A 12,732-nucleotide genomic window follows, 5' to 3' on the forward strand; every position below is an offset into this window, starting at 1 on the left:
CCCATGAGCCGTAAACAGCAACTGCTCAAGCGTCATCGTCGCAATAAACGCATCACCTTGCTGATCGCCCTGATCGTGTTGATCGTGCTCGGGGTGCTGGTGGCGTGGTGGTTGCCGTTGGTGCTTGCAGTGGTTGGCTGGGTCGCCCATGAGGCGTGGTTTGCCGATCACCTGTTCTATTCGCCGAAAGACGATTACCAGTACAGCTTTCCGCCGTTCACACCGCAGCCGAAGGTGCATTTGAGCGGCGAGCAATTGCGTCTGGACGAAGGCGTGATGCTGGTCGACGAAGCGACGTTGATCCTCGCGATAAAGGTCAAAAGCACTTGGCTGGGACGTTTTCTCGATCCACGCGTCGAACTGCTCGGCGGGACGCATCCTGATGCACAAACCTTCGAGCGCGGGGTCAATGGCCTGCGTTACCTGAACCTCAGCGGTCAGGCTCAAGCCTTGGCGCAAGGTCAGTTGCGCTTGCGCGGGCGCTTCTGCCGGGTGTCCGGCGAGCCGGTGCTGTGGGCGCTGGAGCAGCCGGATTACCGCCGTCAGCGGGTGATGGTGATTGCCCCGCACGCCGACGATGCCGAACTGGCGGCTTATGGCTTGTACAGCCAGGCCGACGAAGCCTGGATTGTCACCCTGACCGCTGGCGAGATCGAAGCCGAACACTATCAACAGATGGGCATGAGCAAGGTCGAGGCGGCACGGCTCAAGGGCCGGCTGCGCGCCTGGGACAGCCTCGCCGTACCGCGTTGGGCCGGTGTACCGCAGGAGCACTGCGTGCAGCTCGGTTACTTCTGTCTGCAACTGGCAGCGATGCAGGCTGCGCCGAATCAGGTGGTGGCTTCGCGCGAAGCGGACTTGAGCGACACGCGACTGTTTCGCCAGTTGAATCCGTTCACCTTGCCCGGCGATGCCGATGGCGCGCCGACCTGGAACAACCTGCTGGCCGACCTGCGTGAAGTGCTGCTGCGCGCACGTCCGGAGGTGATCGTGCTGCCGCACCCGACCCTCGATCCGCATCCCGATCACCTCTGCGCCCAGCAAGCGGTGTTGCAGGCGCTGCACGGTCTCGACTGGCAGCCGACGCTGCTCGGCTACGCCAACCATCTGCATGACAACGACCGTTGGCCGATGGGCAGCACCGGGCAGGGCATCGCTTTGCCGCCGGCCTTCGATTCGGCAGTGCCGATGCAGCCGCTGTGCCTGCCGCTGTCCATCGAGTTGCAACGCGACAAGGCCATGGCGCTGGGCATGATGCATGACTTGCAGCCGCCGGCACCGTTCAAGCGTCGCCTGCGCCGGGTGATCCAGCGCGTGTTGGCCGGTCGGGCCTCGTCGGTATACGGCGAAAACGAATTTTTTCGAAAAGCCGTCAGGCGCCAGGAGTTGTTCTGGCTACTGAAGCACGGTGAGACAGGCGTCCAGCGGGGAGAGTCATGAGTCAACGGTTCAAGGTGTTGCAGCTGCAACCCGACTACAACGTCAAAGCCCATGACTTTGCCGACCTCGCCGAACAGATCGTCAAGGCATTGCCGAGCGAGCGCTATGAGATTACCGCCGCTTTCCTGCGCGGCAAACCGGGACCGGGCGAGCCGGTGAGCCGCGCCGACCATTCGGTGTACTTCGAGTTTTCCGACAAGTCGCTCAAGGGCATGCGCCTGCGGGCGATGTGGCAGTTGTACAAGTTCTGTCGCCGGGAAAAGTTCGACGTGGTGATCTGCAATCGCTTCAAACCGGTGAACATGATGCTCGCGCTCAACCGCTGGTTGAAGGTGCCGCTGTGCATTGGCATCTCCCACGGTTTCGGCGAATACGATCGCTTCTACCGGCGTCGGCAGACCCAGCGCCTGATCGATCGGCACTGGCGCTTCGTCGGTGTGTCGCCCGCGGTCAAACAGTACCTGCTCGATTGCGACTGCGGCTTCACCGACCAGAACACTTACGCCATTACCAACGCGATTGATATCGAGCAGGCCGAGGGCTTGCAACACAGCCGCGAAAAAGCTCGCGAGTTGTTGGGCCTCGACCCGAATGTCCGATTGATCGGCGCATTGGGGCGGCTGGTGTCGGTCAAGGGGCACACCTATCTGCTGCAGGCCTTTGCCGCGCTGAAAGACAAATACCCGAACACTCAACTGGCAATCATCGGTGCCGGACGCCTGCAAGCGCCGCTGGCGGCCGAGATCGAGCAACTGGGCCTGAGCGGTCGAGCACACCTGCTGGGTTTCAAGGAAAACGCTCTGCAATACGTGCGCGCGTTCGACATCTGGACCATGCCATCGCTGGCCGAAGGCCTGGGCCTGGCGTTGCTTGAGGGCATGAGCGGGCACCTGCCGGTGATTGCCTCGAACGTGCCGGCGATGTTGCCGCTGATCGAAGGTGCCGGTGGTCTGGCGATCACGCCCAAGGACGTGCCGAGTCTGGTCGCCGCACTGGATACCTATCTCGCGCTGTCGGACGATGAACTCAAGGCCAAGGGCGAACAAGCCTACCGCTATCTGCAGGAACAACACGACATCGAGGTGTTCCGCCAGGAATACCTGGACCTGATCGACTCTGGCCTCGAACAGGCCCGCAAGGAACAGCCGTGAGCGCTGAAAAACACATGAGCGAAGCTCAACCCCTCGTCACGGTGATCATCGCCTCGTACAACCATGGTCCGTACATCGAGGAAAGCATCCTCAGCGTCCTCAACCAGAGCTACAAGAACATTGAGCTGCTGGTGATCGATGACGGTTCGAAGGACGACAGCGTCGAGCGCATCAGCGCGTTGCAGGCGCAGTACGGTTTCGATTTTCGTGTGCAACAGAATCAGGGCCTGACCAATACCCTCAACGGCGCTATCGCCCGTGCAAAGGGCAGCCTGATCGTGCCGTTCGGCTCCGATGACATCATGTATCCGGAGCGGATCGCGATTCAGGTTGCACACATGGACGGCAAGCCCGAGGTCGGGATCTGTGCCGGCAATATCGAGCTGATGCACGCTGACGGTAGCCTTTATCCAGAAAAGCGTCAGCGTCGCGATGTGCCTTTTCGCCGCCTCGATTTCGATGACATGTTCCTGGAACGCAAGCCGTATCCGCCGGCGCCGACGCTGATGATTCGGCGCGAAGCGCTGGACAAGGTCGGGGGGTTCGATCCGACGATTCGTCTTGAAGACCTGTACATCGAGCTGAAGGTGACCCACGCCGGGTACTTCATCGACGGTTTGAATGTGGTGATGGCGCGCTACCGCAAGCACGCCACCAACTCGTACAAGAACAACCGCTTCATGACTGAAAACATCCTGCGCACCTACGCATTATTCAGCGAGCATCCGCTGTACGACTTCGTGCGCTACCGGTTTCTCAGCTCGATGTTCCTCAAAGTCTCCAATCGCGATCGCCAATTCGCCAGAGAGCTGCTGGCGCAGATTCCGTTCAAGGCCTGGAACAAGAAAACCTGGCGCGGTCTGGCGCGGATGTACTTTTCTCCCCTGGAAAAAAGCTGAGCCTCGCCGCCCGCCATTGGCGAGCGGCTTAGGTCGTGTTCGGCTGTTCGGAACACGACCAGCCAACGACTATTTCAGTGCAGGGGTCGCTGGGTCGCCGGCCAGTACTTGCCTGCGCAATTTATCCACAGCGGATGGCGATGCCGTCACGGCATAACCCGTCAGCAGCGCATCAAGGTGATCCTCGAACAACCAGCGCTTGTCCACGGTGTAGCGTTGCATGTGGCGTAAATTGCGCTGGCGTAGCGAGTTGCTCAAGGCGCTCGGGTAGACGTACAGGTCCGCCAGATCGATCAAGCCGAACTCTCCGTCCTCCAGCACCAGCACGTTGCCCAGATGCAGGGAGCGGAAGTACACGCCCTTGTCATGCAGTTGTGCCATGAACCTGCCGAAGCGTTCCACCAATGCCTGGCGAACGGCCGGCGCGGTGATGCTCTGCAGTACCTGGCGCAGGGTATGCCCCGGCAATGGCGCGTAGTGCACAGCGCTGCTGCGGTCCTCCAGTCGATACAGATTGAGTACCTGCGGGGTGGGAATCCCCCTCTGGCGCAACTGTTCGCTATTGACGGCGAAGCGTTCGGAGTACGGGTTGAAACTGCCTGAGGTGTACCAGCGCCGGCGTCGGAACAGCTTGAGAAAGGTACCGTCATTCAGGCGCAGGACCTTGGGCCCCAGGCCATCCTCTTCGATCACTTGGGCGTCCGCACCCAGCCGCTGAAGCTCAGTTGCCGAGAGTGTCTGCACGGGCAATGTCAGCAGGCGCCGCGCGCGCTGGTTGATGCTCAAGGCGGCGATCAGGGCCAGCGGGATCCACAGCAGGAACCAGTGTTCCTTGGGCCGCGAGATGATCCCGCCCCCTTCGGTCAGGCCGGCACCGATGCCGAACACCAGCCAGGTCGAAGCAAGGATCAGCAGCGGCTGCACACGCTGACGCCAACTGCTCAGCAGCCCCCAGGCCAGAAAGAACAGCCAGGGCAGCAAGCCGAGGATGCCGACGTAATAAAGAACGCCCAGGACAAAACTGTGCGGCTCCTCAAAGCTCACCCCGATGCCTGGATCGACGCTCAGTTCGGCGCTGTAGCCATGACCGATCCACGGATGCTCGGCAATCATGTGCAGCACTTTTTGCCAGATTTCGAGCCGGAAGGAATCGCCACGTTCCAGGATCATGTGTGAGAACACGGTCACCACGGCAACACCGCTGACCAGCAGCGCCCCCAGCATGCCCAGCGAACGCCGATTCCAGCAGATGAAGCACAGCCACAACGCTGCCAGGGTCAGGGCGACCAGCGGGGTGCGGGAGCCGGTGCCGATCACCGCCATGAACATGATCGCCATCGCCGGGACGCTCAGCCACATTAACTGGCGGCGCTTGCAGGTCATGGTCACGGCCAGCCAGTAAGTGCAGAAGAACCCGAACAAGTGCGAGCTGAGCAGCGGGTTATCGAACGCGCCGCCACCGATCAGGCGCATGCCCGGTGCATACTCCCGGGCGAACGTGAACAGAAAAAAGATCGTCGCAATCAGTGCGACCAGTGCGGCGGCGAACATCAAGGGTTGCAGGATGTCGCTGCGATAGCGCACCAGCAGATAGCTCCCGGCAAACAGCATCAACGTGTGCAACGGCGGTTTGATTGTGCTGCCGAAGGATTCGCCTTCGGGGCCCCAAACCACACTGAGCAGCGCCCAGGCGACGAATATGAGGACGGCAATGATGATGGGCTCGCGCAGCAGTTCCTTCAGCTCCCTTGGGCGCAGGCACAGTGCAAACAGCGCTGGAATGCTGAACAGGCCGTAATAGATTTTGTGCAGTGAGCTGCGTCCGGGCAAAAAGAACAATGCGCACAGGAGCAAAAGGTAGCCAACTGGAAGAATCCAGAGGCAAATGAAATCGAAGATTCGATTGGACGTACTGCTGAAGCTGCGAAGTTGCATGCTGTGAGATTCAATCCTGAAGTTGATCGACCATTCGAGTGATGGCTATTTGATGCTGAAAAAGATGCTTAACAATAACAGCCTTTCGCCGATTGCCAGAACCCAGAAGAAGCTGTGCTAAAGTCAGCGTCCTTTTTATCGACTTTCGCGTGATATGACCGACTCCAGTCCCGCCGCAAGCCCATCGAGCTTGAAAATCTACTTCCGCCTGCTCGGCTATGTCCGGCCGTACATCAGTCTGTTCCTGATCAGCATCGTCGGCTTTCTGATTTTCGCTTCGACCCAGCCGATGCTTGGCTACATCCTCAAGTATTTTGTCGACGGCCTGTCCAACCCTGAAGCGGTGCTGTTCCCCTCGGTGCCGTACCTGCGTGACCTGCAACTGCTGCAGGCCGTGCCGCTGCTGATCATCCTGATCGCCGCATGGCAAGGGCTGGGATCTTATCTGGGCAACTATTTTCTGGCCAAGGTTTCCCTCGGCCTGGTGCATGACTTGCGGGTGCAGTTGTTCAACAACCTGCTCGTACTGCCCAACCGCTACTTCGACAAACATAACTCCGGTCACCTGATTTCGCGCATCACTTTCAACGTGACCATGGTCACGGGGGCGGCAACCGATGCGATCAAGGTCGTAATCCGTGAAGGCATGACGGTGATCTTCCTGTTTGCCTCGCTGCTGTTCATGAACTGGAAGCTGACCCTGGTGATGGTGGCGATCCTGCCGCTGATCGCCGTGATGGTGCGAACCGCCAGCAAGAAATTCCGCAAGCAGAGCAAGAAGATCCAATTGGCCATGGGCGACGTCACGCACGTGGCCTCGGAAACCATTCAGGGCTATCGTGTAGTCCGCAGCTTCGGCGGCGAAGTCTACGAGGAAAAACGCTTCCTCAAGGCCAGCCAGAGCAACACCGACAAGCAACTGCGCATGACCCGCACCGGTGCCATCTACACGCCGATGCTGCAACTGGTGATCTACACCGCGATGGCCGTGTTGATGTTCCTCGTGCTGTATTTGCGCGGCGATGCTTCGGCCGGCGACATGGTTGCCTACATTACCCTCGCGGGCCTGTTGCCCAAGCCGATTCGTCAATTGTCCGAAGTCAGCTCGACCATCCAGAAAGGCGTGGCCGGTGCCGAGAGCATCTTCGAACAACTGGATGTCGAGCCGGAAGTCGATACCGGTACCGTCGAGCGCGACTCGGTCACCGGTCGCCTGGATGTGCGCAATCTGAGCTTCACCTATCCTGGCACCGAACGTCAGGTGCTGGACGATATCAGCTTCTCGGTCCAGCCAGGGCAGATGGTGGCACTGGTCGGTCGTTCGGGCAGCGGCAAGTCGACGCTGGCCAACCTGATTCCTCGCTTCTACCACCACAACAAAGGCGAAATCCTTATCGATGGTGTGGAAGTCGAACAGTACAAGTTGCTGAACCTGCGCCGTCATATTGCCCAGGTCACGCAGCACGTGACGTTGTTCAGCGACACCGTGGCCAACAACATTGCCTATGGCGATCTGGCTGGTGCGCCGCGCGAAGACATCGAGAAAGCCGCGCGTGATGCCTACGCGATGGATTTCATATCGCAACTGCCCGAAGGCCTCGACACTCAGGTCGGCGAGAACGGCGTGCTGCTGTCCGGTGGTCAGCGCCAGCGCCTGGCTATAGCCCGTGCACTGCTCAAAAACGCGCCGCTGCTGATTCTCGACGAAGCCACCTCGGCACTCGACACCGAATCCGAGCGGCACATTCAGGCGGCACTGGACCAAGTGATGAAGGGGCGCACCACACTGGTGATTGCGCACCGTCTCTCGACCATCGAGAAAGCCGATCTGATTCTGGTCATGGATCAGGGGCGAATCGTCGAACGCGGCACCCACGACGAACTGCTGGCACAAAACGGTTATTACGCTCGTCTGAACGCCATGGGGCTCGACGCTCCGGCCGAAGATATCGCCTGAACCCACTTCAAATCTGGCGGGAGATCATTGTTCGGGGCTTTGCCCGGAATACTGGTCTCCCGTTTTATCTGGTATCGAGATTTTCATCTTCCTTGTCCAGACCGAATAAATTCCGCGCGCCGCGCTGACTTGGGTTCCTCGAAGAACTTTGACGCTTGTCGAGGGCTGGCAAGTGTTCAAAAGAGCCAGCAAGGCCTATAGCTGTTTCATACTGTTGCAGCCTGCACACAAGCCTGCGCCAACCCTGTGTTAATATCGCGCCCCTGTTCATTTTGTATGTGGGTTGCTCCATGAAGTTGTCCATGCCGCGATTCGATCAAGCCCCAGTCTTGGTGGTCGGCGATGTCATGCTCGACCGTTACTGGCATGGTGGAACCTCACGGATTTCCCCTGAGGCACCGGTTCCGGTCGTAAAAGTCGAGCAAATCGAAGACCGCCCGGGCGGTGCTGCCAACGTTGCCTTGAACATTGCCGCGCTGGGCGCGCCGGCGTCACTGGTCGGTGTGACCGGTGATGACGAAGCCGCCGACAGCCTGAGCAACAGTCTCAAGGGCGCGGGCGTGCGTGCCCTGTTCCAGCGCATTGCGCATCAGCCGACCATCGTCAAGCTGCGGGTCATGAGCCGGCACCAGCAATTGCTGCGTATCGACTTCGAAGAACCGTTTGCCACCGATGCGCTGGCCCTGGCTTCGCAGGTCGATGATCTGCTCGAAGGCATCAAGGTGCTGGTGCTGTCGGACTACGGCAAAGGCGCACTGAAGAATCATCAGGCCTTGATTCAGGCGGCTCGTGCCAAAGGCATTCCGGTGCTGGCCGATCCCAAGGGCAAGGATTTTTCGATCTACCGTGGCGCCAGTCTGATCACGCCGAACCTCAGCGAATTCGAAGCCATCGTCGGCGGTTGCGCCGATGAGCACGAACTGGTGAGCAAGGGCGCAGCCCTGATGCACGACCTGGAGTTAGGTGCACTTCTGGTGACCCGTGGTGAGCACGGGATGACATTGTTGCGCCCTGATCATCCGGCGCTACACTTGCCGGCTCGCGCCCGTGAGGTGTTCGATGTGACCGGCGCTGGTGATACGGTGATTTCCACCCTGGCGGCGGCGATTGCTGCCGGTGAAGAGCTGCCTCACGCGGTCGCGCTGGCCAACCTGGCGGCGGGTATTGTCGTTGGCAAACTGGGTACGGCGGCGATCAGTGCGCCGGAGCTGCGCCGCGCGATTCAGCGCGAAGAAGGTTCCGAACGCGGTGTACTGGGTATTGAACAGTTGCTGCTGGCAGTCGACGACGCTCGGGCGCATAACGAGAAAATCGTCTTTACCAACGGGTGTTTCGATATTCTCCATGCGGGTCACGTGACTTATCTGGAGCAGGCGCGGGCTCAGGGCGATCGCCTGATCGTAGCAGTCAACGATGACGCCTCGGTCAGCCGGCTGAAAGGGCCTGGGCGACCGATCAACAGCGTTGACCGGCGCATGGCGGTACTCGCTGGTCTGGGCGCCGTCGACTGGGTTATCAGCTTCCCGGAAGGTACCCCGGAAAACCTGTTGCGCGAGGTCAAGCCGGACGTACTGGTCAAAGGTGGGGATTACGGAATCGACCAAGTGGTCGGTGCCGACATCGTGAGCGCTTACGGCGGCACCGTAAAAGTACTCGGGCTGGTGGAAAACAGTTCGACTACGGCGATTGTCGAAAAGATTCGCAGTCGTTGATGTGAAGAGTCATGAGTGTTTTGAACCGTGCGGGAGCGCACGTTGTCATGGGGATTCATTCGTTCCATCAAAGCTGGGGCCAAATACCGTTGCGCGCGCCAGCTTTTGTCACCCGGTAATTTAATTTATGAAAGTCATGCTCCTGGTTATGGACGAGCAGCGAGTCATTCTGGACCGGTTGTACGAAATCGTGCAGCAGAACTGCGATGAATGCGTCGTCTACCGTTTGAGCAAGCAGCAGCAGATGAACCTGGGACCGTTCCTGGCATCTGTGGAGTATCAGACTTTCGATCGTGTTGTGATTTTCACGCGAGTCAAACGCGTCGTGCGTCAGTTGCGGGTGCTCAAATGCATTCCCGGCCTGATCTTCCTCGAACACGACGCGTACCAGAACTACATGCCCCAGAGTAAGTACCGCGGCGTGTATTCACGGCTGTACAAGCGACTTCCCGCGTGCCGGGCGTTGGTGTCCGGGGCGGTGGTCGCCCGCAAGATGCAGGCTGAAGGCATTGATACGGTGTTTGTATCCAAGGGCTATGACGAGCAGATGCTGCGTAATACCGGCACCGAGCGCGACATTCCACTGGGTTTTCTCGGCAGTCTGAAAAGCACCGAGTACGCACTGCGCAAAGCACTGCTGGAATCGCTTTCGCAGCGCACCGGGTTGCTGGTGACACGCACCAATTCCGGCGCTGAATACCTGGAAACGCTCAATCGCATCAGAATCTTCGTCAGTGCCGACATCGGCATGAATGAGTTCATGATCAAGAACTTCGAGGCAATGGCGTGCGGTTGTGTGCTGCTGGCGTGGAGTCAGGGAGAAGAGGACCGTCTGCTGGGCTTCGAGGACATGCACAACACGGTGTTCTATCGCAGCGAAGACGAGGCCGTGGAGAAGATCCGGCTCCTGCAAAGCAATCCGCAGCTCGCCGATCGCATTGCCCGCAATGGCCAGGCATTTGCCGAAGACCGCTACTCCTTTGCCCGTGTCGGGCGAACCCTCGCTGCCGAAATCCAGCGCGAAATGCGTCCGTGGCAACCACCCTCGGCATTTTCGCGGCTATGGGTCAAGTTACGCTATGGGATGAAGGTGCCGGCTTAAATGATGGAGCATCAAGCGCCACGAACCGTTGCGCCCATGGCGCTGGATGCACTGCCAGGCGGCCATCAATCAGTGACTCAGGCATTGCCGCACGCCTTGATCGACTGTCTGCGTCGAGCACCACGGGTGCTACTTATAGCCAACAACCCAGCCATCACCCAGGCCGACGTCGACCGATTGGCCATCAACGCCGATGATGTGGTGGTCAGTTTCAATACCTGCGTCAAAGCGTCTTTGCTCAACCCGCAGAGCGTCAACCTGTTTGTTCATGGTTTCAATGCGCCGGACGCCTACTTCTTCGGCCTCCCTCCCGGCCCGGAGGTGCAGCGGCTGATCGAGCAGGGTGGACGGTGTTTCACCCTGCTGGTGGGCGCCACCGGGGCGATGTGTCCGATCCCGGGCGTCGCCCTTTTCTGGGAGCGTATTCCGCTGCCGCCCTTGTGGAATTATCCGGTGGAGCGTCCAGGCGGCAAGCGCTTTGTAGGGCCGTCCACGGGATTCAATGCGCTGGTGCTGCTGGACTGGTTGCGCGGGCAGGGCGATTACAACTACCAGCTCATGACGCTCGGTTTCTCCAACGAAGCGGGCAAACTGTGGAGCGGCCATGCCTGGGACTATGAGCGGCAATGGCTGCTGCAATCAGACGTGATCACCGTGCCGCTGTTGCCGCGTCCCTGGTGGCAGCGGTGGTTCCGCCGTCGCTAAACAATGCGACATTCGCGGAGCGGGCTCGCGGTTGGTTTTACTTATAAAAGGTGTGGTCGAGTGTTGAACATTGCGGTGGCGTTTTTCGGGATTCCAAGGAACTCGGACATCTGTTTCCCTTCCATCGAGCAAAACGTTCTGGCGCAATTGCCAGCCGACTGCAATGTGCAGTGTTTCTACCATCTGTATCAGGTTGGCGAGGTCAGCAACGCAAGGTCCGGCGAGCAGGGTGAGCTTGCGGCTGACAACTATCGACCTTTCGAGTCGATGAAGGGCGGCATCACCGCCACCGACGGCGTGCTGGAGCGCTGGGATTTCGAACGGGTAAAAACCCTCGGCGACACTTGGAATGACGATTACGCCTCGCTGCGCAACCTGATTTATCAGCTCAATTCGCTGCACACCGTGACCACGATGATTGAGGCGTTCAACCCGGATTTCGTGGTGTTCGTGCGCCCGGACAATTTCTTTCACACGCCGTTGCCGGCCTACATGTTCAATCAGCCCGATGCCCGTCGACATAACGTCTACATACCTGACTGGCAGTGGTGGGGCGGGCTGAACGACCGCTTTGCCGTCTGTGGGCGCGACACTTACAGGGCATATGGCAAAAGAATCGAGCGCATCTTCGACTTCTGCAAGGAGACGGGCAGGAAGCTGCATTCCGAGCGCCTGCTCAAGTTTGCCATGCAGCGGGCAGATGCCAAGGTCTGCACGCTGCCGACCCAGGCGTCACGCGTGCGGATCAATGGTGCGTTTGCCGAGGAGTCGTTTTCGCCCAAGCGGGGCATGGGCAAACGCGAGAATCGCTACTTTCACTGGTTCGCCACGTTGCGCACGTTCATGGACCGTCGACGCTAAACGCTATTTGCTCTGGCGACGTTTAACCAGACCGACCAGCTTCAGTGCCTTGAGGCTCAATTGTCTGAGACTGGTGCGGGGTGCTTTTGGCGTCGCCAGCCCCTGCGCCACGAGCCAGTCCTTCCAGCGAATCCGCTCGTCACGCACCAGCCAGCCATCCTGTCTGGCGAAGCTTTCGGCCAGATACAGACCGCGTGTGCCTGCCGGAGACAGCTGACCTTTCTTCAAGGTATACAGCTCGGCCAGCGGTTCGCCGTCCTGCAACGGCATCAGGTACAGATCGGGGCGCTTGCGGTCCAGTCGCGCGACAAGCTGATCGCCTTCCAGTCGCTCATCGACGTGAAACAGGCTCAAGGATTTGACTTCCTTGGGCACCTCCAGGCGTAAGTCATAGATCAGTTGCAGCGATGCGGTCGGCAGATGCACGTAGGCCCGTGGCCGTTCGAGCAATTGCAGATTGGCGCAGCGCACCGGCCGCGCCGAACCGGAGTGTGGCGTCAGGCGAAATGGCAGGGCCTCGCGGTAATGCAGGGCGGACGAGTAGGGTGCGGGTAGCCAAGTGTCGTTGAAGCGTCCGCCGAGCCAGCCTTCCGGGGTTTCCAGCAGACACTCTTCGGCGATTTCCTGAATCGCCGTGTGCAACGGGATGTTCAGTTCTTGAGCAGGCACGTAACCGGAAATCAGCTTGAGCACCACATCGCCACGATCCTGCCGACGCTGGCGCACCAGCACCCAGTAATCGCGATTCTGCCAATGCAGGGTCAGGCGCACCGAGACCCCTAGGTTGGCCAGCTCCACCGCGAAGCGCTCGGCATCCGCCACGCTCACCGGTTTGCGCCGTTGCAGGGTCTGGGCGAAATTCAGCGGCATGCCGACGCTCTGATACGTCAGGCCTTCGGGCGTGGCCTCGACGAACAGCGGCAGTGTCTTGAAGTTGCTCGGGTTCTTTCTGATGAGCGTGCGCGGCATG

Annotated in this window: 10 protein-coding genes; 8 read left to right on the plus strand and 2 right to left on the minus strand. The window is 59.6% G+C overall.

The window, feature by feature from the left end; all coding sequences use genetic code 11:
* Window positions 1-3: 3 nt before the first annotated feature.
* The 3 genes from NTD85_RS03715 to NTD85_RS03725 are packed head-to-tail and all read left to right on the plus strand — an operon-like array spanning window position 4 to window position 3,490.
* The gene (locus NTD85_RS03715) at window positions 4-1,440 is read left to right on the plus strand and encodes a PIG-L deacetylase family protein (protein ID WP_262141461.1); all 1,437 of its coding nucleotides are present in this window, start codon (window positions 4-6) and stop codon (window positions 1,438-1,440) included.
* Window positions 1,437-2,591 (plus strand): glycosyltransferase family 4 protein, encoded by a 1,155-nt coding sequence (locus NTD85_RS03720; protein WP_103485541.1) that lies wholly within the window; start codon window positions 1,437-1,439, stop codon window positions 2,589-2,591. The genes NTD85_RS03715 and NTD85_RS03720 overlap by 4 nt, the downstream gene beginning before the upstream one ends.
* Window positions 2,592-2,605: 14 nt before the next feature.
* Window positions 2,606-3,490: a glycosyltransferase gene (locus NTD85_RS03725; RefSeq protein ID WP_103485595.1), complete on the plus strand. Its 885-nt coding sequence runs from the start codon at window positions 2,606-2,608 to the stop codon at window positions 3,488-3,490.
* Window positions 3,491-3,559: 69 nt separating this feature from the next.
* On the opposite strand, the gene NTD85_RS03730 is transcribed toward NTD85_RS03725, so the two are convergent.
* Window positions 3,560-5,425, minus strand: a complete 1,866-nt coding sequence (locus tag NTD85_RS03730; protein WP_262141462.1) for an O-antigen ligase family protein — start codon at window positions 5,423-5,425, stop codon at window positions 3,560-3,562.
* Window positions 5,426-5,579: 154 nt separating this feature from the next.
* On the opposite strand from NTD85_RS03730, the gene msbA reads away from it, so the two are divergent.
* The 5 genes from msbA (at window position 5,580) to NTD85_RS03755 (ending at window position 11,762) form a co-directional block, all read left to right on the plus strand.
* On the plus strand, window positions 5,580-7,382 hold the full coding sequence (gene msbA / locus NTD85_RS03735) for a lipid A export permease/ATP-binding protein MsbA (RefSeq protein WP_103485539.1): 1,803 nt from the start codon (window positions 5,580-5,582) through the stop codon (window positions 7,380-7,382).
* Between the two features lie 290 nt (window positions 7,383-7,672).
* Window positions 7,673-9,094, plus strand: coding sequence for a bifunctional D-glycero-beta-D-manno-heptose-7-phosphate kinase/D-glycero-beta-D-manno-heptose 1-phosphate adenylyltransferase HldE (gene hldE, locus NTD85_RS03740; RefSeq protein WP_103485537.1), 1,422 nt, complete (start codon window positions 7,673-7,675; stop codon window positions 9,092-9,094).
* Between the two features lie 127 nt (window positions 9,095-9,221).
* Window positions 9,222-10,196, plus strand: coding sequence for a glycosyltransferase (locus tag NTD85_RS03745; protein ID WP_262141463.1), 975 nt, complete (start codon window positions 9,222-9,224; stop codon window positions 10,194-10,196).
* A gap of 3 nt (window positions 10,197-10,199) precedes the next feature.
* A complete protein-coding gene (locus tag NTD85_RS03750; RefSeq protein ID WP_103485594.1) occupies window positions 10,200-10,901 on the plus strand; it encodes a hypothetical protein in 702 nt (233 codons plus the stop codon).
* A 60-nt stretch (window positions 10,902-10,961) separates the two neighbouring features.
* Complete coding sequence (locus NTD85_RS03755) at window positions 10,962-11,762, plus strand: hypothetical protein (protein ID WP_103485535.1); 801 nt, start codon at window positions 10,962-10,964, stop codon at window positions 11,760-11,762.
* A 3-nt stretch (window positions 11,763-11,765) separates the two neighbouring features.
* Here NTD85_RS03755 and NTD85_RS03760 read toward each other — a convergent pair whose 3' ends face one another.
* Window positions 11,766-12,731 (minus strand): metal ABC transporter ATPase, encoded by a 966-nt coding sequence (locus NTD85_RS03760; protein WP_103485534.1) that lies wholly within the window; start codon window positions 12,729-12,731, stop codon window positions 11,766-11,768.
* Between the last annotated feature and the right edge of the window lies 1 nt (window position 12,732).

This window comes from Pseudomonas sp. 13B_3.2_Bac1, from assembly GCF_025466205.1.
GTDB lineage: Bacteria > Pseudomonadota > Gammaproteobacteria > Pseudomonadales > Pseudomonadaceae > Aquipseudomonas > Aquipseudomonas fluorescens_H.